Source organism: Streptomyces sp. HUAS 15-9 (genome assembly GCF_025642155.1).
Classification (GTDB): Bacteria; Actinomycetota; Actinomycetes; order Streptomycetales; family Streptomycetaceae; genus Streptomyces.
Genome location: NZ_CP106798.1, coordinates 3,431,655 through 3,452,968 on the forward strand (window position 1 = coordinate 3,431,655; position 21,314 = coordinate 3,452,968).

The following is a 21,314-nucleotide window of genomic DNA, read 5'->3' on the forward strand; positions in this document are numbered from 1 at the left end:
TGCTCGCCTCGCGGCAAGTGGTCGCTCGTAGCGACAAAGGTTGGGCCCGGGGGCTTGGATCGAGCCGGTGTCACAGCCAGGCTAACAAACCGATCGCGCGGAACCATTCCCGTACGGAGAGTTCACGGGATTCTCCCCCGTGATTCAGTCCCGTGATTCAGTCCCTGAGCAGATCAGGCACCCCGTACGCGTCCGGCACGTCCCGGTCGCCCGAGACCACCGTCAGCTGCTGGGTGGCCCGGGTCAGGGCGACGTAGAGCACCCGCAGGCCCGCCGGTGACTCGTCGGCGATCTCCGCGGGTGAGACGACCACCGTGGCGTCGTACTCCAGGCCCTTCGCCTCCAGGCTGCCGAGCGCCACCACCCGGTCGCCGAGCCCGGCGAGCCAGCGCGCGGCCTCCTCGCGCCGGTTCATGGCGACGACCACGCCGACCGTTCCGTCGACCTGGTCGAGGAGCCGTTCGGCCGCCGCCCGTACGGTCTTGTCCAGCGAGCCCCGGACGACCGTGAAGCGCGGTTCGACCCCGGTGGACCGTACGGCCGACGGGGACTTCGAGCCGGGCATGGCCAGGGCGAGCACCTTGGCGGCGAGCTCGGCGATCTCGGCCGGGTTGCGGTAGTTCACCGTGAGCTCGAAGCGGCGGCGGGGGCGGGTCCCCAGGGCCTCGTCGCGGGCCTCGGCCGCCTCGTCGGGGTCGGACCAGGAGGACTGGGCCGGGTCGCCGACGACCGTCCAGGTGGCGTGCCGGCCGCGGCGGCCCACCATGCGCCACTGCATCGGCGTGAGGTCCTGGGCCTCGTCGACGATGACATGCGCGTACTCGGTGCGCTCCTGCGCCAGCCGCTCGGCCCGCTCCCGCTGCGACTCCTCGCGTACGGGCATCAGCTCCTCCAGACCGGTGAGCTGGTCGAGCGGGTCCAGCTCGCGTCTCTTCTTCGGGCGGGCCGGTGCGCCGAGGACGGCCTGGAGCTCGTCGAGCATGGCGATGTCGTGCACGGAGTGGCCGTCGCGCCGCAGCGACCGGGCGACCCTGCGCACCTCGCCGGGGTTGAGGATGCGGCGGGCCCAGCGGCCCAGCCGCCGCTCGTCCGCCATGGCCGAGAGCACGGCCCTGGGGGTGAGCTCGGGCCACCACGCGTCGAGGAACCGGATGAAGCTGTCCTCGGAGGTGACGTCCTCGTCGAAGGACGAGCGCAGCTCGGCGGCCAGCTCCGGGTCGGAGTGCCGGCCGGCCCCGCCGGACTGCGCCCACAGGGCGTCGAGGAGCAGCCTGCGGGCGCGCGGGCGGAGCAGATTGACGGGCGCGGTGCCGCCCAGGGCGTTACGGCGGATACGTTCCAGCTCGGCCGCAGCCAGCTCCAGCCGGCGCCCGAAGGCCACGACCCGCAGCAGGGTGGGCGGGCCGGCGGAAGCACTTTCCGCCGCGTCGGCGCCCTCGTCACCGAAGGCGAGCTGCCCGGAGTCGGCGGGGCGCGGACGCGCGGCACCGGATCCCGCACCGCCCGGCCCCAGCTCCAGCGCGCCCCGGGCCGCCTTACGCAGCACCTTCAGCATGCGGTACGAGCCCTTGGCCCGGGCCACGGACGGGGAGTCGTACAAGGTGGCCCCGACGCCGTCGACCAGCGAGCCGATCGCCCGGATGGCTACCTGGCCCTCCTCGCCGAGGGAGGGCAGCACGCCCTCGGTGTACGCCACGAGCAGCGGGGTCGGCGAGACGATCAGGATGCCGCCCGAGTACCGGCGCCGGTCCTGGTAGAGGAGGTAGGCCGCCCGGTGCAGCGCCACGGCGGTCTTTCCGGTCCCCGGGCCGCCCTCGACGTAGGTCACGGAGGCGGCGGGGGCCCGGATGACCAGGTCCTGCTCGGCCTGGATGGAGGCGACGATGTCCCGCATGGTGTGGCTGCGGGCCTGGCCGAGCGCGGCCATCAGAGCGCCGTCGCCGATGGCGGGCAGTTCGTCGCCGTCGAGGAAGGCCGTGAGCTCGGGGCGCATCAGGTCGTCCTCGACACCGAGCACCCGGCGCCCCTTGGAGCGGATGACCCGGCGCCGTACGACCCGTCCCGGGTCGACCGGGGTGGAGCGGTAGAAGGGGGCGGCGGCGGGCGCCCGCCAGTCGATGACCAGCGGGGCGTAGTCACTGTCGAGGACACCGATGCGGCCGACGTGCAGCGTCTCGGCGATGTCGGCGGTGTTGTCGGCGCGCACCGCGCCCTCCGCCGGCTCGACCGCGGTGTAGGCGCCGTCGGGCCCCTTCTTGCCGTCCTTGCCGAGCAGCAGGTCGATGCGTCCGAAGAGGAAGTCCTCGAACTCGTTGTTGAGCCGGTTGAGGTGGATGCCGGCCCGGAAGACCTGGGCGTCCCGCTCGGCGAGCGCGCCGGGCGTGCCGACCTGGCCGCGCTTGGCCGCGTCGTTCATCAGGAACTCGGCCTCGTGGATCTTCTCCTCGAGGCGCCGGTACACCCGGTCGAGGTGTTCCTGTTCGACGCTGATCTCTCGGTCCCGTACGGAGTCGTGTACTTCGTCGTGAACCGAGCCGACCGCAGATTGTTGAGCCTGAGCGGCCACCGGGCCCCCTTCTGACGTGCTGGGCAGCCGTCAACCGTACGCGAAGGGGACCCGCGGAAGCTACGCGTCTACGTTCACGAGCTTCTTGCCGTCGAAGGTCATGACCTCGAAGTGGTCGATCTGGTTGGGGTCGAAGGCGGCGCCGCCGTGGACGTAGAGGGGATTCTTGGCCTCTTCGTGCTTGGCGTTCGCGATGCCGTAGCCCCAGTTCGGGACGGACCAAGAGGTCACCGTCTCCCGTTCACCGTTCTTGCCGACGGCGATGAGCGAGCACTTCTCCGGGCCGGTGACGTTCTTGAGCTGGAGGACCGCGTGGGTGCCCCAGTCCTTCTTCTCCAGGGCGACGGTCGCGGTGACATGGGTCGCCGGGTCCGTGGCCGTCTTCTTGTCGGTCATGGTCTGGAAGGCCGCCTGGGCAGGTCCCATCGCCATGTCGGCGTTGCCGTTGTTGTCCGAGCCGCCGCTTGCCGCCAGCACGGCCAGCGGGCCGCCGACGATCAGCGCCGCGGATGCCGCGAGCATGAACATGGTCCGGCGGCGCTTGACCGCGCGGCGGTCCGAGACCTCGACGACCAGCTTCTCCGCCAGCCGTGGGCTGGGCTTGGCGGACAGCGATTCGCCGATCGCGGGTGTGCTGCCGGAGCCCGGCAGGTCCGCGAGCGCGGCCAGCATCGGCTCCATCCCGGCGAGCTCGTCGAGCTGCCCGGCGCACCATTCGCAACCCGCGAGGTGGGCCTCGAAAGCGGTTGCTTCGGCGTCGTCCAGAATGCCGAGGGCGTAGGCGCCCACGGTCTCGTGCTCATTGGGCACCGCAGATCCCTGATTGGGGCTCATGGGTCCTGACATACCCGGACCACCCGTGCTGAATCCGCCGTGTCCCCCGTATCCACTCATCACGCCGTCACCCCCCGCTCCTCCAGTGCCAGCTTCATCGACCGAAGGGCGTAGAACACCCGAGAACGGACAGTGCCGCTGGGTATACCCAGCGTCTCGGCCGCCTCGTTGACGGTACGCCCCTTGAAGTACGTCTCGACGAGGACCTCCCGGTGGGCCGGGGTCAGGTCGTCGAGCGCGTCAGACAGCGTCATCAGCCACAGCGCCTTGTCGATCTCGTCCTCCGCGGGGATGACCTCCAGCGGCGACGGATCGACCTCCTGCGGCCGGGCCTGCCGGCTGCGGTGGCCGTCGATGACGATGCGGCGTGCGACCGTCACCAGCCAGGGGCGTACCGATCCGGTCGCTCGATTGAGCTGGCCGGCGTTCTTCCAGGCACGGATGAGCGTCTCTTGCACGACGTCCTCTGCTCGCTGCCGATCACCGGCGACCAGCCGAAGGACATACGCAAGGAGTGGTCCGGCGTGCTCCCGATACAGGGCACGCATCAGCTCCTCATCAGGCTCCGAGGGCTGGGACATGCGATGTCGGGCCCTCGATCCACGTTCATTGGCCACGACGGAATCCTTGCGCACGCCCACCTCCGATGTCCGGGGGTTCCCCCAGTCGGTCGCTCGCCCACAGGTACGCAGGTGGGCCGCGAGGTGTTCAACGTGACGTGACACTTTTCTCCGGGGTGCCATGACGAGAGGGACATGGGCGCACATTCCCACCGCGTGATCTTTACATTTCCGACACATTGACTGCGGCGCGCCGGCTGCCCGTGCAACATCGAAGGCAAACGCAGTGTTGCCGAAATCACTTCAACACCGAAGCGGTCACTGACCTACAGAAGCCGCCAAGCGGACACCTAGGCTCGCGCGAGGGCCGCCCTCCGGCGGTGCCGGGCCACTCGTTCACGGTTCCCGCAGACCTCGCTGGAGCACCAGCGGCGCCGACGCCCCCGGGACGTATCCAGGTACACAATGGGGCAGTTGTCCCCTTCGCACTCCCGCACGGCCGCCCACACGACGGGATCGGTGAGCAGCTCCACGGCGTCCCGGGCGACGGCCCCGAGCAGCGCCCCGCACCCGGGCGGGCCGTCCAACTCCCGCCTGAGCGTGCCGTCCTCACCGCGTACGGCACGCGGGGCCGGGGGCGCGATCCGGGCGATCTCGTTGAGACGGCCGAGCGCGGGCCCGTACGACCGTCCGTCGGCCGCGAGCCCACCCCGCACCAACAGCCCGACGTGCCCGCGCAGTTCACGGAAGCCCGCGAGCCACCCGGCATCGGCGTGCGCCAGCGCGGTGCCCGCCGGGACCAGTCCGGAGCCGACGATCCAGGCACGCAACGGCCCGACCGCGTCCAGCCGTTCGCCGGGATGGCTCGTCGAGAGAAGATCCAGGCAGATCCGCCCGGCGTCGAACCGCAGCTCGTACGGGGCCGAGGCCGTACCCAGTGCCATGTGCCTGTCACCGCCTAGGGCAGGGAACCATTCCCTCTCTCACAGTGCCTTCCCGCTCGCACGTCCGGAACCCCTCGTACCGGCGCTGGACGCACACGTATGCGACCGCGCGTCTCGGCCATGTCCTGTCGGTGATCACGCAGGTTGACTGAAGGACATGACAGTGACAGAGAGCATCAGCATGCGACGGCGGACGACCGCCGGTGCCGTCCTGGGCGCGGCCACGGTCACCATGGGCCTGATCGCCGGGGTCTTCTACATCTTCGCCTGCGCGGTCATGCCCGCCCTGCACCGCAGCGACGACCGCGTCTATGTCGATGTCATGCGCGACATCAACGACGTGATCCAGAACCCCGTGTTCTTCCTGAGCTTCATGGGGGCACTGGTACTGACGGGCGTGTCGGCATGGCAGCTCCGGCACGCGTCCTGCACCCGGTGGGTGTGGGCGGGGTTCGCCGCGTACGCCCTGACGTTCCTCGTCACGGTCGCATTCAACATCCCGTTGAACGACGCACTGGCCAAGACCGGGAACGCGTCGGACCTGCGGGATGGGTTCGAGAGCGCGTGGGTGGCGTGGAACGCCGTACGGGCCCTGCTGTCGACGGTGGCACTGGGGTGCCTGGCGAGGGCGCTGGTGCTGTACGGGCGCTTCTCGGCAGCGGCCGACAATGTCAGCCCGTCTGGGGGTACCCCCTGCTCGTAGAGCTTGGGGGAGCTTGAGGACGAGGCCGTTCAGGCCGAAGCGGGGGCTGGGGGCGGCAGCCCCCAGAGACGGTCACACCAGCACCGGGCACCGACTCACGCATCCGCATACTTCGTGTCCGCCGCAGGATCCAGTGCCAGCCGGTACCCCCGCTTCACCACGGTCTGGATCAGCTTCGGCGCCCCGAGTGCCGTACGCAACCGGGCCATCGCCGTCTCCACCGCGTGCTCGTCCCGCCCGGTCCCCGGCAGCGCCCGCAGCAACTCGGCCCGCGCGACGACCCACCCCGGCCGCCGGGACAGCGCCCGCAGCAGCGACATCCCGGCCGGCGGCACCGGCTTCAGGGCCCCGTCCACCAGCACCGCGTGCCCCCGGATCTCCATTTGGTGCCCGGCGACCGGCAACGACCGTGCCCGGCCAGGCAGTTCCTGGCACAGCAGCTGTACGAGGGGCCCGAGCCGGAACCGCTCCGGCTGGACCGTGTCGATGCCCCGCGCCTGGAGCGGCAACGCGGTGACCGGCCCCACGCAGGCCGGCAGCACATCGTGGTTGAGGGCCGTGAGCAGTTCGGCGAGCAGCCCCCGCTCCTCGGCCCGGGACAGCAGGGACACGGCGGCCGGGGCACTGGTGAAGGTGAGCGCGTCCAGCCCGCGCGAGACGGCCGCGTCGATCAGCCGGTCCACCGGCCCGATGTCCTCCGGCGGCATCCACCGGTACACCGGCACCGGAAGCACCTCCGCTCCCCCGGCCCGCAGCGCCTCCACGAACCCCGGCAGCGGCTCGCCGTGCAGCTGTACGGCGATACGGCGCCCGTCGACCCCTTCCTCCAGCAGCCGGTCCAGCACCTCGGCCATGGACTCGCTCGACGGCGACCACTCCTCGGTGAGCCCGGCGGCCCGGATGGCGCCCTTGACCTTGGGCCCGCGGGCCAGCAACTCCACCCCGCGCAGCCGCCCGAGCAGCGCCTCGCCGAGCCCCCACCCCTCCGCGGCCTCGATCCATCCGCGGAACCCGATGGCGGTCGTGGCGACGGCCACGTCCGGTGCCTGGTCGATGATCTCCTTGGTGGCCGCGAGGAGTTCACCGTCATCGGCGAGCGGCACGATTCTCAGCGCAGGCGCGTGCAGAACGCTGGCACCGCGCCGCTGAAGCAACGCGCCCAGCTCATCGGCCCGGCGCGCGGCCGTCACGCCCACGGTGAACCCCGCGAGGGGCCCGTGTTCTGGTCGCTGCTGTTCCTCGTACATGGCTCTCGTCCCGCACTCGAGTAGTCGTACCGCTCTGTGTCCGTACTTCCGGCAGATCGCCCCGCTCGGTTCGTCCCGCTGGGTACCTGGATGTCGAACGAGCCTGTCAACGGCGCGTGACAGGCTCGGTTCGACTTGATGTCACCGGTGTTACGTCACACCTCGGCATAGCTGAGCTGCGGCTTTGCCTCGGCGACGGCAGTGTCGTGCGCCACTTCGGCCGGGCGGCGAAGGTATACGGCCCAGGTCACCACGAAGCAGAGGCCGTAGAAGGCCAGGAAGGCGACGAAGGCGCCGGTGCCGGAGCCGTAGGAGAGGTAGGACTGCCGGAAGGCGAGGTTGATGCCGACGCCGCCGAGCGCGCCGACCGCCCCGATGAGCCCCATGGAGGCACCGGACAGCCGCCGCCCGTAGGAGGCCGCCTCCTCACCGGTGAGTCCCTTGGCCAGGGCCTTTGCCTGGAAGATGCCGGGGATCATCTTGTACGTCGACCCGTTGCCGAGCCCGGTGAGCACGAACAGGACGACGAAGACGGAGACGAACAGCGGCAGCGACTTCTGCATGCTGGCGACGACGAGGCCACCGGTTGCCGCGGCCATGCCCACGTAGTTCCAGAGGGTGATCTTCGCACCGCCGTACCGGTCGGCGAGCCAGCCACCCACGGGCCGGATCAGCGAGCCGAGGAGCGGGCCGATGAAGGTGAGGTACGCGGCCTGCAGCGGGGTGCGCCCGAACTGGACCTGCAGGACCTGCCCGAAGGCGAAGGCGTAGCCGATGAACGACCCGAAGGTGCCGATGTAGAGGAAGGACATGATCCAGGTGTGGGCGTCCTTCGCGGCGTCCTTGGCGGCACCGGTGTCGTTCTTCACGGTCGCGAGATTGTCCATGAAGAGGGCGGCGAGAATGGCGGCGATCACGATCAGCGGGATGTAGATGCAGAGCAGCACACGCGGACCGCCGCTGGCCCCGATGATGGCGAGGGCGGCCAACTGGATGACGGGCACACCGATGTTGCCGCCGCCGGCGTTCAGCCCGAGCGCCCACCCCTTCTTCCGCAGCGGGAAGAAGGCGTTGATGTTGGTCATGCTCGACGCGAAGTTCCCGCCGCCGATGCCCGCCAGCAGGCCGACCAACAGGAAGGTGTCGAAGGAGGTCCCCGGCTTCATCACGGCGAACGCGGCCGCGGTCGGGACGAGCAGCAGCCCGGCCGAGATGATCGTCCAGTTCCGCCCGCCGAAGATCGCCACGGCGAAGGTGTAGGGGACGCGGACGACGGAGCCGACCAGCGTGACCATCGAGGTCAGCAGGAACTTGTCGGCCGGGGTCAGCCCGTACTCCGGGCCCATGAAGAGGACGAGTACGGACCACATGGTCCAGATCGAGAACCCGATGTGCTCGGACAGCACCGAGAAGACAAGATTCCGCCGGGCGACCTTCTCGCCGGTCGCGTTCCAGAACGCCTCGTCCTCCGGATCCCAGTGCTCGATCCAGCGGCCTCCCCTGCTCGGGGCGGGGGCTGTACTAGGGGCTGTCATGACGCCTCCACGGTGCTCAGGGGCTCGGTTCTTTCCACGAGTGACTGAGCCCGAAGGTAGGGAGGACGCGTTTCCGACCTGTGGCTGTGGGTGACCGGAATGGAACTTTGCTCTCACTCGGCGGGTGGGGTGCCGGTGAGGGCGATTCCGCGGGCGAAGGCGTCGAGGGCGGGGAGGGCGCCGTACAGGCGGCCCAGCGCCGGGGTGACGGGTGAAGAGCTGGACGTCGGTGGGGCGGGAGGTGGCGCGCCAGTGGTAGGTGAGGACGCCGAGGAGGGCGTCGGGGTCTGTGGGGTAGTCAGGGTCGAGGCGGACGAGGCGGAGGACGCGGCTGCCCGTGCCGAAGTGGTCCGTGGCGAACGGCTCCCGCACCGTCTCGTCGCGCGTCGGGTCTCGGGACCCGAAGAAGGCTCAGTACCGGGACCTCGGCTGTATTGCGGGCTGTCATCGGTTGACGGCCTGCATCTCCTGCACGACCACGGGTACGAGCCGGTGCCCGGGGAGCACAGGTATTTCACTCCACGGGGTGGCATCTCGTCCGCCTTCGGAGTGTCGGCGTTCTCGATGCCAGCCGGAGGGGGGCACCCTTATACGCCCAGAACGCTTACGCGGCGCATGTCCTGGCCCCACGCTTCGAGTTCAGGTCGGTGGTCTGCCACACGCCCTCCTCGTTCTTCCGCAGGTGCGTGGTGTACGCGACGTACGGGCTCTGTTTCGACGGGCCTTTGTCCACCTTGCCGGTCTTGCGGTTCTTGTTGAATCCCTTGCTCTCGTCGGAGCAATAGACAACAGTCGCTGTTGTGTCCCCGGAAAGCGTGACCTCAGGTGCGTAGTAGCGGGTGGTGCCCGTGAAGGAGAGGTTGGCGTCCAGGTAGGCCTGTACCCAAGCCGCGGCGTCTTTCAGGGCCTTGTCCCGGTAGTAGAACGAGAGGCCCGGCGCGCCCGTGTCGCCGCGCAGGATGGCGTCGTTCGTGGCATCGATCCGTGCCGCGGTGTCCGCCAGGACCGCGTCCTTGGCCGCGTCGCCGGTCTTCCAGTCGTCGTAGTTGTCCGTGACGTCCGACGGCAACGTGATCTTCGGGCGGTAAGCCGAAATTGCCCCAGAAGGACTCGGCGAAGCCGAGGCCCTGCCCCCCGTGTCCGCCCCAGGGGTCATGTCGTTCGACTTCGGCTTCGACCCACCCCCGCCGCAGCCGGCAAGCAGAAGTACGGCCGTCACACCGGCGGCGGCTGTCGTGAGCAGGCGGGGTCGGCGGGTCACGTTGTGGCTCCTATCAGGGATTCGGTCGGCGCGTCAGGGCTGGCACTCGGCACTGCCGCTCTGCGAAATGATCTTCTGGATCACCCAGACGCCCTTGCCGTTCCTCTTGAGCGACGTGTGGTAGCTGACGTAGCTCTTTGCGGTGACCTCGGTCTTCTTGATCTTGTTGGGCAGGTACTTGACGTACGCCTTGCCCTGGTCCTCGCAGTAGCTGAGGGAGGCCGTTCCGTCCTTGGAGACGGCAACCACCGGAGAGTAGAAGCGGTACGCGCCGGTGAGGCTTGCCTTGAGGTCCACATAGTTCTGGATGAACTTCTGCGTGCCGGCGGCAGCTTCACCCTCGTAGTAGTAGAGGTACGGCTTGTCGAGCGCGTTCTGGTGGACGATCGCAAGGTCCACCGCCTTGATGGACTGCTCGCTGTCGGACAGGACCGCGTCCTTGTCCTTGTCGCCCGTCTTGGGCCAGTCAAAGGTGTACGACAAGTCGGACGGCATCTCGGTCTTCGGGCGGTCACCGTTCGCGGAGGCCGAGGCGCTGGGAGAAGCAGACGCGTCGCCCCGCGTATCCGCCGCCGAGTTCCTGTCGTTCGACTTCGTCCCGCCTCCGCCTCCGCCGCAGCCGGCTAGCAGTAGTACGGCCGTCACACCGGCGGCGGCAGTCGTGAGCGGGCGGGAACGGCGGGGCACGGTGGGCTCCTGGTGAGGCGGGGGCGGTTGGGTCCGAGAAGCAGCCCGTACGGTATCGGGCCCGAGTGTCGCTGTACCAGGGCGAATTGCTCCGCGCCCGGTACTCCGAAGGGGCTGGTTACGCGCCCTGCGGTGTGCGCGGCCCCTCGAACCGTTCGGCCACAGCCTCGGGCTTCGTTTCGGCCCGGGAGTTCCTGCCAGGACGGGGAGTACTGGAGCAGGATGACCACGAATCCGAGCGACCAAGCCGCCTGGGCCAGTGGTCGCCACTTCTTCACGCGCGTACATCCCCCTCGGGACAGTTCCGGGCGCGCCGACGATCCCGAGCACACGTCGACAGGACCAGGCCCCCACCTGGTCAGAGCGCCCTCTCGTACCACAGCGTGCTCGGGCCGCGAATGCAGCACACACGCGAGGGCCGATGTACGTGGTGTGTCATTTGTGGGCATTCATGAGTGCCTCATCCATGGCGTGAATCCATCCATCGGTCGGCCGTATCAGCCAGCCCTCGGATCGGGTGATCTCCGCCGCTGCCCGTCGAAGCGCATCGAACCCGGGATGGACCAGCCCCTTTCGCCACACGAGTGACACAGGCGACAACGGGACGGGGTCGACGAGAGGCCGCAGCACCGTCCGATGCATGGCCGGAAAGTCCACCACGGCGAGGATGGGATTGCGTGTCTTCGCCATGATCCGCTCGAACTCCTCGTCCCCGACGGCCAGCGGAAGGGGGGAGGCGACCCGGATGCCGCGTCCCTCGAAGAGGTGGTGGGCGAGGTCGGTCCACTCGGGCGTGCGCGGATTCCCGGCACCGGCGTACACGGTCTCCCCGGCCAGCGCGGCCAGCGGCACCGCCTCCAGCGGGGCCAGCGGATGGTCGTCGGGCAGGACGACGGCCATCGGCTCGTACCGCACGGGCTGGTGCGCGAGACCGGCCCGTAGCGCGGGGGCCAGGCCCGCGAACCGCCCGAAGGACGCGTCGAGGCGCCCGGCGAGCAGTTCGGCGGCCGCGCCCGTCAGTCCGCTCTCGTAGCGGGCCATCAGCTCGCAGTCCGGCGCGAGTTCCCGGGCCCGGTGCAGCACACGGCGGCCGGTGGCCAGGCCCGGAGAGTTCAGGTCCACCAGCAGGGGGCGGGCCTGCCCGAACGCGGCGAGCAGTTCGTCCTGGGCGGCGAGGACCCGGCGGGCGTACGGCAGCAGCCGCTCGCCGTCGGCGGTCAGCGTGACCTGCCGGGTGGTCCGTACGAACAGCTCGGCGGCCAGCTCCCGCTCCAGCCGCCGTACGTCCCGGCTGAGCGCCTGCTGGGCGACGTACAGGCGGGCCGCGGCGCGGGTGAAGTGGAGCTCCTCGGCGACGGTGACGAAGGCGCGCAGGAGGCGGGGGTCCAGGTGGGAGGTGGTCGGCATCCGGCGAATTTACAACGAGGGTGCGTCAATCGGCAGGGATCAGGTGTTGGACCCCTTGATCCACTCCGGGTGACGGTGGGGTCATGCCTCAGCTCTCCGTGCCCCGGCTCCGCCTCGCCCCGTACCGGCGTCTCTTCGCCCGCCCCGGCACCCGTGCCTTCACCGCCGGGAACCTGATCGCCCGGCTCCCCATGGGCATGTTCGGGGTGAGCGCGGTCGTCATGATCGCCGGTGCGCGGGGCTCGTACGCGCTCGCCGGCGCCGTCACCGCGACGGGGCTGGCCGCGACCGCGGTGGCCGGGCCCTGGGTCGCCCGGCTCGTCGACCGGCACGGGCAGGCGCGGGTCGCCGTACCGGCCACGGTCACCGCCGTGCTGGGCAGCCTCGCGCTGCTGCTCTGTGTCCGCCTCGGCGCTCCGGACTGGACCCTGTTCGCGGCGTACGCCGCCACCGCCACCACCCCCAACATCGGCGGCCTGTCCCGCGCCCGCTGGGCCCATGTGCTGCACGACGACCCGGACGCGCTGCACACCGCGAACTCCTTCGAACAGACCGCGGACGAGCTGTGCTTCATGCTCGGCCCGGTTCTGGCGTCCTTCCTGACCGGAGCGCTCTTCCCGGAGGCGGGCACGCTCGTGGGCGCCGCGCTGCTGCTGGTCGGCATGCTGCTGTTCAGCGCACAGCGCGCGACCGAGCCGCCGCCCCGGGGACGCACCCGGGCCGCGTCACCGCTGCGCACCCCCGGTATCCCGCCCCTGCTGGCCTGCTTCGTCGCCACGGGCGCGGTGTTCGGCTCGATGGAGGTCGTCACCATCGCGTACGCGGACGGGCAGGGTCATCGTTCGGCGGCGGGTGCGGTGCTGGCGCTCCAAGCGGCGGGTTCCTGCGCGGCGGGGCTGCTGTACGGGGCGCTGAAGCCGACCGCTCCGCGGCTGTCGAGGTGTCTGCTCGCGATGACCGCGCTGATGTCCCTGCCGCTGCTGGCCGCGCGCACGACCGGTTCCCTCTGGGCGCCAGCCGCGGCCCTGCTCGTCGCGGGCATGGCGACCGCGCCGACCATGGTCACGGCGATGACCCTGGTCCAGCGACTCACGCCCGAGGACCGTCTGAACGAGGGCATGAGCCTCGTCGTCACCGGCCTGCTGACCGGCATAGCCTGCGGTTCGGCGGCAGGCGGCTACCTGGCGGAACACACCTCCCCGACCACCGCGTACGCGGCACCGGTCACGGCGGCGGCCCTGGCCCTGCTGATCAACTCCTCGACAACGGCCTTCCGTTCAGCTCGTCGAGCCGTCGGCGTACCCGAGGAAGGCGGTCCAGGCATCGGAACGGACGGCGAATTGGGGGCTTCGAGTGCCTAGCTTGGAGTCTCGGATGTGGATGGTGCCGGGGCGTATCGCGACTTCAATGCATTCGCCACCCTGAGAGTCGCTGTGGCTGGACTTACGCCAGGTGTAGGCAACTTCGAGGCATTCGCCACCGCCGCTGCTGCTGTAGCTGGACGTGAACCACACCAACTCGGCGCTCACAGCTCCTCCGCCAACTTCGTGATGAACCGGGCCGACTCGCCGGGGTTCAGGGCCTGCCGGAGGATCATGGCATGCCGCTGAACGATGGCGCTGACCTTATCGGCGTCTGCGTACAGACTTCCGGTCTCCTGCCCTTCTTCATAGACCAGTAGCTCGTGTTCAGGAGCTTCCACCAACACGAACGGGCCATCCACACCCGGACCAGCGCCTACGAACTGCAATACCTGAATCGTCACGTTACGTGCCTCACCAGCCTCCACCAGTCGGAGAAGCTGCCGCCTGTGCGCTTCGACGCCCCCAACCGGATTCTTCAGCGCGGCTTCCCCGATCGCAAAGCTGAACGCCCTGGTCTGCTTGCCCAGCAATGCCTGCCTCTCCAGCCGCCCAGCGACTCGCTCCTCAATGGTCTCGTCATCGAGCGGAGGCAGGTACGCGTCCAGCAACGCCCGCATCGTCTCCTCGGTCTGCAGCAAACCGGGGATGTGGAGGGGTTGGTGGAAGCTGAGAGAGATCGCCTCGGCTTCGTACCGCACGTATCCCTCAGCGTACGAGAGGAATTTCTCCGGCTTCAGAAACTCATGCGCGGCAACCAACTTGCCCCGCGCCCCGCACAGTTGATCCGCAATCTGCAGCAGGCGCAGCGTGGGGCGCCGCCTCCCGCACTCCATCGACTTGACGTACTCGCCGTCGTATCCGGCCTCCTCGGCCAGCGCCTGACGGCTGACCCCCGCCTCCTCCCGCCACAACTTGATCTGGCCGCCGCAGTACCGCCAGTTCTGCTGCGCCTGCCGGGACTCCCCCGAAGCCACGCACTCACCCGCCTCCCGCTGCCACACCGTGTACAAGCACGCTGTGTACCCGTTCCGCTACTCCCGAGGCTAGGTGGCAACCACCAGCCTGATCACGGCAAAGACGGAGAATCACACGCAAGGAACCTCGCGAGCATGGACATCGAGTGGCGCCTCCCCCGGCACGCCCGCAGCGTGGGCCGGGCCCGAACCCTCCTCCGGGAACAGGCGACGTCCTGGGAACTCCCGGACGACCTGACGCAGACGGCGGTCCTGCTGCTCAGCGAGCTGATGACGAACGCCTACCGCCACGCGAAGGTCTCACCCGGTCGCGAGATCCGCGCGCGCTGCGTCCTGGAGGCAGGTCGGCTGCGCATCTCGGTGGCCGACGCGTACGACATGCTGCCGGCTCCCCGCGAGGCATCGCCCGACGACGAGTCCGGCCGGGGGCTGACACTGGTGGCGGCCCTGGCGGACGACTGGGGCGCCGGCCCTCGTCCTGGTGGCATCGGCAAGACGGTCTGGTTCGAGTTCAAGGCTGATCCCCTGGACGCGCACGGCAAGGGGCCCGCACTCGGGTGAGTTGTTATGAATCCGGGCATGACGAAGGCCTCGTCACCCGAAAGCGACGAGGCCTCTGTCCACATGGGATGAGTGGAGATGGCGGGAATCGAACCCGCGTCCAACGGTGCAGAACCAGGGCTTCTCCGTGTGCAGTTCGCTGTGATTTTCTCGGCCCCGGCGATCACGCGAACAAGTCGCCGACGGGCCCAGTCACTGTTAGATTTCCCTCTTCACCCCGTGACCGGGATCAAGGTTTAGTCCCCTAGCTGATGCCAGGATCCGGGTCGGGAACAGCCCCGGGCTGACACTCCCATTAAGGAGAGTTTCGCTGGTCGCTACTTATCAGGCAGCGAGCGCGAAACGCTCGGGAGAATCGCTCTTAACAGTGGCGATTATTTTTTTCGGCCTGTGGTTTACGAGATCATGGCCGCTTTCTCGACACGCTTCCCCTGCCTCGACATCCGCTGTCGAAACCGATCATCCCCATGTTGATTTTTCAAACCCTCCACAGAGGGCCCCTCCGAAGAGGGCCTCACACCTGCTGTGCGGTGCAGTTGTCATCGTACGTGAACAACGCGGGTCGGTGCCAGCGCATTCCCGCCCCTAGGCGCCGCGCTGCTTGCGCTTCGCCGACGCGATGGCGCGGTCGGCCTCCCGGCGGTCCTGCTGGGCACGCAGCGTCTGCCGCTTGTCGTACTCCTTCTTGCCTCGCGCGAGGGCGATCTCGGCCTTGGCCCGGCCGTCCTTGAAGTACAGGGCGAGGGGCACGATGGTGTGGCCCGTCTCCTGCGCCTTGACCTCCAGCTTGTCGATCTCCTCCCGGTGCAGCAGCAGCTTGCGCTTGCGGCGCACCGAGTGGTTGGTCCAGGTGCCCTGGCTGTACTCGGGGATGTGGGCGTTGTGCAGCCACGCCTCGTTCCCGTCGATCTGCACGAAGCCGTCGACCAGCGAGGCCCGCCCCTGACGCAGCGACTTCACCTCGGTGCCGGTCAGCACGAGACCCGCCTCGTAGGTGTCGATGATCGCGTAGTCGTGGCGTGCCTTCTTGTTCTGCGCGACGATCTTGCGCTTGCCGCCCTTCTCGCCGTCCCGGGACTTGGCGGCCGTCCCCTGCTTCTGCTGGGACTCCTTCGGTACGTACATTCCCTTGCTCATAGTGCCGTCCATTTTCGCACTACGTAGGGGGTGCGGGGGAAGCCGATTAACAACGGGCGACGCGTCTAGGAGGGGTCGCCCAGACCGCCGAGGATGCTCTGTGCCCGCTGCAGTGGCTGGCGCCCGGCGTCCAGGTCGGGGGTGATGCCGCGGCCGTCGACCGAGTGGCCCGAGGGGGTGCGGTAGTGGCCCACGGTCAGCTCGGCCACGGAGCCGTCGGGCAGCCGGGTGGGCATCTGGACGGAGCCCTTGCCGAAGGTGCGGGAGCCGACGACGACCGCGCGGCCGCGGTCCTGGAGGGCGCCGGTGAGCATCTCGGCCGCGCTCATCGTGCCGCCGTCGACGAGCGCGACCAGGGGCCTGGTGGTGTCGCCGCCGGCGTCGGCGTGCAGGGCGCGCTGCTCGCCGTCGATGTCGTAGGTGGCGACCAGGCCGCCGTCGAGGAAGGCGGAGGCGGTGGTGACGGCCTCGGTGACCAGGCCGCCGGAGTTGCCGCGCAGATCGAGGACGATCCCGGCGCCGGCCGGGGCCTGCCGTACGGCGCTGCGGACGACGTCGCCGGAGCCCTTGGTGAAGGCGGCGATCCTGATGACGAGGACATCGCCGGGGAGCCTGCGGACGGTGACGGAGTCGGTGGACAGGCGGGCCCGGCGCAGCGTCCGGCTCCACGCGCGCGTGCCGCGTTCCAGGCCCAGGCGGACGGTGGTACCCGCGGGGGCGTCCTGTGCGTCACCGCGCAGTGATGAGACGACCTCGGTGACGGGCCGCCCGTCGACCTTCTCGCCGTCGACGCTGCGCAGCCGGTCGCCCTTGCGGATTCCGGCCTCGGCCGCGGGCGACCCGGACTGCACCCGGGTCACCTCGATCCGTCCGTCGCGCTCGCGCCGTGCCCACAGGCCGACGCCGGTGTACTCGCCGTCGAGGGCCTCCTGGAACTCCTCGTACTCGCCCTCGGAGTAGACGGCGGCCCAGCGGTCCCCGCTGCGGCTGACGGCACGCTCGGCGGCCTCCATGGGGGACGTGCCGTCGGCCACGGCCGCGGCGGCGGCCTTCTGGACGGCGTCGTGACGAGGGGCCGTACGGGCCCGGTCCGGCGCGGGCCCGTGGCCAGCGTGATCGAAGTCGAAGGCACCGGTCGCGGCGCCGGCGGCCAGCACGCCGGCGAAGACCAACGTCAGGGCCGCCCCGCGGCGGATACGGCGGGGCTGACAGAACAGGTCACGGCCTGACATGCGGGTGAGTCTAGGACAACGCGGAGGGCCGCACGGTTCGTTGACCGTACGGCCCTCTTGGCATGCATCACACCTTCAGGTACTTGCGCAGCGCGAAGAATGCGGCAAGGGCGGGCATCAGCACGCTCGTGGCGAGGATCAGCGGGAGCTTGGTCAACACGGCGTCCCAGCCCACGAAGTTGATCAGATTGAGCTTCGAGGACAGGGCCATGCCGTGGTCGATGGTGAAGTAGCGCCCCACGACCAGGAAGAAGCAGGCGAGTCCGCCGCCGATCAGACCGGCGACCGCGGCCTCCATGATGAACGGCGCCTGGATGTAGAAGCCGGAGGCGCCGACCAGTCGCATGATCCCGGTCTCGCGCCTACGGCTGAACGCGGAGACACGCACCGTGTTGACGATCAGCAGCAGTGCGACGATCAGCATCAGCGCCATCACGCCGAGCGCGGCCCGGTTCATCAGGTTCAGCAGCCCGAAGAGGTTGTCCAGGATCCCCTTCTGGTCCTGCACCGACTGCACACCGTCACGTCCGTCGAAGGCGGTTGCGATCACCTGATATTTCTGTGGGTTCTTGAGCTTGATCCGGTACGACTCCTGCATCTGGTCCGGCGTGAGCGAACTGGCCAGCGGGGAGTCGCCGAACTGCTCCTTGTAGTGCTTGTACGCCTCGTCCTGCGACTCGTAGCTGACCTTCTCGACGACCGGCATCTTCTTCAGGTCGGAGATGATCTGCTTCTTCTGGTCCTCGGTGACCGCGCCCTTGGCGCAGTTGGGATCGGAATCGGCGTCGCTCTTGTTGCAGAGGAAGATCGAGACGTTGACCTTGTCGTACCAGTAGCCCTTCATGGTGCTGACCTGGTCGCTCATCAGCAGCGAACCGCCGAACAGGGCCAGGGACAGGGCGACGGAGACGATGACGGCGAAGGTCATCGTCAGATTGCGGCGGAGACCGACACCGATCTCCGACAGAACGAACTGGGCGCGCATGGCGTCTGGTTAAGCCTTTCCGTCGTGGAGCGTCGGGGCGGTCAGTGCTGGTAGCCGTAGACGCCGCGGGCCTGGTCGCGGACGAGGCGGCCCTTTTCCAGCTCGATGACGCGCTTGCGCATCTGGTCCACGATGTTCTGGTCGTGCGTCGCCATCACCACGGTGGTGCCCGTCCGGTTGATCCGGTCGAGCAGTTTCATGATGCCGACGGAGGTCTGCGGGTCGAGGTTGCCGGTGGGCTCGTCCGCGATCAGCAGCTTTGGCCGGTTGACGAACGCGCGGGCGATCGCCACGCGCTGCTGCTCACCGCCGGACAGCTCGCCGGGCATCCGGTCGTCCTTGCCGCCGAGCCCGACGAGATCGAGCACCTGCGGCACGGACTTGCGGATCTCGCCGCGTGACTTGCCGATCACCTCCTGTGCGAAGGCCACGTTCTCCGCGACCGTCTTGTTCGGCAGGAGCCGGAAGTCCTGGAACACCGTCCCCAGCTGGCGGCGCATCTGCGGCACCTTCCAGTTGGAGAGGCGGGCGAGGTCCTTGCCCAGGACGTGCACCTGACCATGGCTGCACCGCTCCTCGCGGAGGATCAGCCGCAGGAAGGTGGACTTTCCGGAGCCGGAGGACCCCACGAGGAAGACGAACTCGCCCTTCTCCACTTCCAGGGACACATCCCTGAGCGCGGGGCGGGTCTGCTTGGGGTAGACCTTGGAGACATTGTCGAATCGGATCACGGATGCACCACGGGTCGCCGGGGGTAGGTGTGCGTGACCATACGCGAACCAGGTGCGTGAGTGCAGTCGCCAGTAGGGGTTGCGTGTGGGTTGTGCGCTTTTGTGCCGGTGGGCTCTCTCCGGACGACCGCGCCCTTTGTCTTGGAACCTGGCACAGTGGAGGGGGAACGTTCTCGTTCCGGGAAGCGTTGTGTAGGTGAAGGCCGGTGCAAGGAGGGCGAGCGCATGACGTACGACCGGTTGGTGTGCGCGAACTGCGCGGCGCCCGTGAACGAGGGCCGGTGCCCTGTGTGCCGCGCCAACCGCGAGCGGCTGCAGCAGGAGCACTTCCTCGCGGGACTGAACCCGATGGCGCTGATCGCGCTGCTGGCGGTGCTGATCGCCGCGGTGGCGCTGCTGGCGCACCAGACCGCGTAGAGCGGCCACAGGACGGCTGAAGGGCCCGGAGCGACAGGCTCCGGGCCCTTCTACGTACGACGTGGGTACGTTCCGTAATCGCTCGGCCACCGTCAGGCGGCCGCACCGCCCCGGCCGCCCACGAGGCGCGGGAGGATGCGGAAGCCGATGCCACCGGCGATCATGGTGGCGGCGCCGACGATCAGGAACGCGGTCTGGCCGGCACCGGTCTCGGCGAGCTGCTTGCCGTTGCCCTGGGCCTGGGTGCCGGAGGACGTGTCGGTGAGGGCGGAGGTGCCCTCCTCCTGGGCGGAGGTGCCGGAGCCGCCGTCGGGGTCGGTGTTGCTGTTACCGCCACCGTTGCCCTGGCCATTGCCGTTGCCGTGGCCGTTCCCGTTCCCGTTCCCATTACCGTTCCCGCCGCCGTTGCCGTGCGTCGGGTTGGAGGTGGGCTGCTCGGAGGGCTGGTCGGTGGTCGGCTCCTCGGTGGGCTCGGTGGGCTCCTCCGTGGGGTCCGTCGGCTCGTCGGTGGGGACCGTGGTCTCCGTCGGGAGCTGGGTCGGGACGGCCGTGTCGGTCGGGTCCGGGGTCGGCGACTCGTCGGCGCACAGCACGCCGAGCACGCAGTCGTCCGACTCCGTGGCGGAGGCGGCGCCCGCGGCGGTCAGCGAGGCACCGGCGGCGATCACGGCACCGGCGGCAATCCGCGCGATCCGGATCCGCGTCTTATTGGTCATGTTTTGGCTACCCCCAGTAGCTGAGTGTCAATGAGCGGCGCCTGGGGACGGCGGTGATCGACGGGGGCGGCTGACGAAATCCGCTGTAGCTCAAGTCCCCCGGTTCACATGCGCCCCAGAGATACGCATGCCACGCTTTACCCTTCCGATTTTTCATAGCAACGTCAAGGCCGTTGCGCGCGTGATGTCCACTTGCGGGGCGTTTGCCGGTGGTTGGGACTTGTGACTGTGACGTAAAACCCAGACAAATGCCAACTGCCGCCTCGAGGGCGGCAGTTGTCAGGGACTACCAAGTCGACAAATCAACTCTTCCCGATTACTTCTCCTGCTGCTTGCGCCAGCGAATGCCGGCCTCCAGGAAGCCGTCGATCTCACCGTTGAACACGGCCTCGGGGTTGCCGACTTCGTGCTCCGTCCGCAGGTCCTTGACCATCTGGTACGGGTGGAGCACGTACGAACGCATCTGGTTGCCCCAGGAGTTGCCGCCGTCGCCCTTGAGGGCGTCCATCTTGGCCTGCTCCTCCTGCCGGCGCCGCTCGAGGAGCTTGGCCTGCAGCACGTTCATGGCGGTGGCCTTGTTCTGGATCTGCGACCGCTCGTTCTGGCAGGAGACGACGATGCCGGTGGGAATGTGCGTGATGCGCACGGCGGAGTCGGTGGTGTTGACGCCCTGGCCACCGGGGCCGGAGGACCGGTAGACGTCGATGCGCAGGTCGGACTCGTCGATCTCGACGTGGTCGGACTGCTCCACGACGGGCAGGACCTCGACACCCGCGAAGGAGGTCTGGCGGCGGCCCTGGTTGTCGAAGGGCGAGATACGCACGAGGCGGTGCGTGCCCTGCTCGACCGAGAGCGTTCCGTAGGCGTACGGCACCTGGACGGCGAAGGTGGTGGACTTGATGCCCGCCTCCTCCGCGTACGAGGTCTCGTAGACCTCGGTCTTGTAGCCGCGCTGCTCGGCCCAGCGCAGATACATGCGCTGAAGCTTTTCGGCAAAGTCGGCGGCGTCGACGCCACCGGCTTCCGCCCGGATGTTGACGAGCGCCTCACGGGAGTCGTACTCACCGCTGAGCAGCGTCCGGACCTCCATCTCGTCCAGCGCCTTGCGGACGGCGGCGAGCTCAGACTCCGCCTCGGCGCGGGTGTCCGGGTCGTCCTCCTCCTCGGCCATCTCGAAGAGCACGGCGAGATCGTCGATCCGCCCCCGCAGCGCCTCGGCCTTCCTGACCTCGGCCTGCAGATGGCTCAGCTTGCTGGTGATCTTCTGCGCCTCGTCCGGGTTGTCCCACAGGGACGGCGCGGCCGCCTGCTCCTCGAGCACGGCGATGTCTGCCCTCAGCTTGTCGAGGTCCAGAACGGCCTCGATCGACTCCATGGTCGAGGAGAGGGACTTGAGCTCTTCGGATACATCGAGGACTGCCACGCCTCCAGCGTAACGGCTCCGCCGCCCGAC

Annotated in this window: 21 protein-coding genes and 1 other RNA gene; 4 read left to right on the forward strand and 18 right to left on the reverse strand. The window is 69.0% G+C overall.

The window, feature by feature from the left end:
- Positions 1–157: 157 nt before the first annotated feature.
- The 4 genes from N8I87_RS15755 to N8I87_RS15770 form a co-directional block, all read right to left on the reverse strand.
- Positions 158–2,566, reverse strand: a complete 2,409-nt coding sequence (locus N8I87_RS15755) for a HelD family protein (protein ID WP_263209298.1) — start codon at positions 2,564–2,566, stop codon at positions 158–160.
- Between the two features lie 60 nt (positions 2,567–2,626).
- Positions 2,627–3,460 carry an anti-sigma factor family protein gene (locus N8I87_RS15760; RefSeq protein ID WP_317633466.1) on the reverse strand — a complete coding sequence of 278 codons (834 nt, stop codon included), beginning with the start codon at positions 3,458–3,460 and terminating at the stop codon, positions 2,627–2,629.
- Positions 3,460–3,981, reverse strand: a complete 522-nt coding sequence (locus tag N8I87_RS15765) for a sigma-70 family RNA polymerase sigma factor (protein WP_010039908.1) — start codon at positions 3,979–3,981, stop codon at positions 3,460–3,462. Before N8I87_RS15765 ends, N8I87_RS15760 begins: the two co-directional genes overlap by 1 nt.
- Positions 3,982–4,310: 329 nt before the next feature.
- A complete protein-coding gene (locus N8I87_RS15770) occupies positions 4,311–4,904 on the reverse strand; it encodes a CGNR zinc finger domain-containing protein (protein ID WP_263209320.1) in 594 nt (197 codons plus the stop codon).
- Between the two features lie 181 nt (positions 4,905–5,085).
- Between N8I87_RS15770 and N8I87_RS15775 the strand changes: the two genes are divergently transcribed.
- Positions 5,086–5,607: an anthrone oxygenase family protein gene (locus N8I87_RS15775; protein WP_411577376.1), complete on the forward strand. Its 522-nt coding sequence runs from the start codon at positions 5,086–5,088 to the stop codon at positions 5,605–5,607.
- A gap of 95 nt (positions 5,608–5,702) precedes the next feature.
- Here the strand turns inward: N8I87_RS15775 and N8I87_RS15780 are convergent, their stop codons facing one another.
- The 5 genes from N8I87_RS15780 to N8I87_RS15800 all read right to left on the reverse strand — a co-directional run bounded on the left by N8I87_RS15780 (position 5,703) and on the right by N8I87_RS15800 (position 11,744).
- The gene (locus N8I87_RS15780; protein WP_263209321.1) at positions 5,703–6,854 is read right to left on the reverse strand and encodes a uroporphyrinogen-III synthase; all 1,152 of its coding nucleotides are present in this window, start codon (positions 6,852–6,854) and stop codon (positions 5,703–5,705) included.
- 155 nt (positions 6,855–7,009) lie between these two features.
- A complete protein-coding gene (locus N8I87_RS15785; protein WP_263209322.1) occupies positions 7,010–8,389 on the reverse strand; it encodes a nitrate/nitrite transporter in 1,380 nt (459 codons plus the stop codon).
- Between the two features lie 604 nt (positions 8,390–8,993).
- Complete coding sequence (locus tag N8I87_RS15790) at positions 8,994–9,458, reverse strand: hypothetical protein (RefSeq protein WP_263209323.1); 465 nt, start codon at positions 9,456–9,458, stop codon at positions 8,994–8,996.
- A 225-nt stretch (positions 9,459–9,683) separates the two neighbouring features.
- Positions 9,684–10,133, reverse strand: coding sequence for a hypothetical protein (locus N8I87_RS15795; RefSeq protein WP_317633468.1), 450 nt, complete (start codon positions 10,131–10,133; stop codon positions 9,684–9,686).
- 639 nt (positions 10,134–10,772) lie between these two features.
- On the reverse strand, positions 10,773–11,744 hold the full coding sequence (locus N8I87_RS15800) for a LysR family transcriptional regulator (RefSeq protein WP_263209325.1): 972 nt from the start codon (positions 11,742–11,744) through the stop codon (positions 10,773–10,775).
- A gap of 83 nt (positions 11,745–11,827) precedes the next feature.
- Between N8I87_RS15800 and N8I87_RS15805 the strand changes: the two genes are divergently transcribed.
- Positions 11,828–13,105 (forward strand): MFS transporter, encoded by a 1,278-nt coding sequence (locus tag N8I87_RS15805; RefSeq protein ID WP_263209327.1) that lies wholly within the window; start codon positions 11,828–11,830, stop codon positions 13,103–13,105.
- Here N8I87_RS15805 and N8I87_RS15810 read toward each other — a convergent pair.
- Positions 13,022–13,273 carry a DUF397 domain-containing protein gene (locus N8I87_RS15810; RefSeq protein WP_263209329.1) on the reverse strand — a complete coding sequence of 84 codons (252 nt, stop codon included), beginning with the start codon at positions 13,271–13,273 and terminating at the stop codon, positions 13,022–13,024. The genes N8I87_RS15805 and N8I87_RS15810 overlap by 84 nt on opposite strands.
- Entirely contained in the window at positions 13,270–14,082 is an 813-nt protein-coding gene (locus N8I87_RS15815; RefSeq protein WP_263209331.1) for a helix-turn-helix domain-containing protein, read from the reverse strand. The genes N8I87_RS15810 and N8I87_RS15815 overlap by 4 nt, the downstream gene beginning before the upstream one ends.
- 135 nt (positions 14,083–14,217) lie before the next feature.
- On the opposite strand from N8I87_RS15815, the gene N8I87_RS15820 reads away from it, so the two are divergent.
- Entirely contained in the window at positions 14,218–14,643 is a 426-nt protein-coding gene (locus N8I87_RS15820; protein ID WP_263209332.1) for an ATP-binding protein, read from the forward strand.
- A gap of 70 nt (positions 14,644–14,713) precedes the next feature.
- On the opposite strand, the gene ssrA is transcribed toward N8I87_RS15820, so the two are convergent.
- The 5 genes from ssrA to ftsE form a co-directional block, all read right to left on the reverse strand.
- Positions 14,714–15,110, reverse strand: a transfer-messenger RNA (tmRNA) gene (ssrA, locus tag N8I87_RS15825).
- 118 nt (positions 15,111–15,228) lie between these two features.
- Complete coding sequence (smpB, locus tag N8I87_RS15830; RefSeq protein ID WP_263216495.1) at positions 15,229–15,768, reverse strand: SsrA-binding protein SmpB; 540 nt, start codon at positions 15,766–15,768, stop codon at positions 15,229–15,231.
- Positions 15,769–15,845: 77 nt separating this feature from the next.
- Complete coding sequence (locus N8I87_RS15835; RefSeq protein ID WP_263209334.1) at positions 15,846–17,012, reverse strand: S41 family peptidase; 1,167 nt, start codon at positions 17,010–17,012, stop codon at positions 15,846–15,848.
- Between the two features lie 67 nt (positions 17,013–17,079).
- On the reverse strand, positions 17,080–17,997 hold the full coding sequence (gene ftsX / locus N8I87_RS15840; protein ID WP_263209336.1) for a permease-like cell division protein FtsX: 918 nt from the start codon (positions 17,995–17,997) through the stop codon (positions 17,080–17,082).
- 41 nt (positions 17,998–18,038) lie between these two features.
- Positions 18,039–18,728, reverse strand: a complete 690-nt coding sequence (gene ftsE / locus N8I87_RS15845; protein ID WP_194045450.1) for a cell division ATP-binding protein FtsE — start codon at positions 18,726–18,728, stop codon at positions 18,039–18,041.
- Positions 18,729–18,953: 225 nt separating this feature from the next.
- Between ftsE and N8I87_RS15850 the strand changes: the two genes are divergently transcribed.
- On the forward strand, positions 18,954–19,145 hold the full coding sequence (locus N8I87_RS15850; protein ID WP_263209340.1) for a hypothetical protein: 192 nt from the start codon (positions 18,954–18,956) through the stop codon (positions 19,143–19,145).
- Between the two features lie 92 nt (positions 19,146–19,237).
- On the opposite strand, the gene N8I87_RS15855 is transcribed toward N8I87_RS15850, so the two are convergent.
- Both N8I87_RS15855 and prfB read right to left on the reverse strand, forming a co-directional pair.
- Positions 19,238–19,861 (reverse strand): hypothetical protein, encoded by a 624-nt coding sequence (locus tag N8I87_RS15855; RefSeq protein ID WP_263209342.1) that lies wholly within the window; start codon positions 19,859–19,861, stop codon positions 19,238–19,240.
- A gap of 316 nt (positions 19,862–20,177) precedes the next feature.
- A complete protein-coding gene (gene prfB / locus N8I87_RS15860) occupies positions 20,178–21,284 on the reverse strand; it encodes a peptide chain release factor 2 (protein ID WP_263209344.1) in 1,107 nt (368 codons plus the stop codon).
- Positions 21,285–21,314 lie beyond the last annotated feature (30 nt).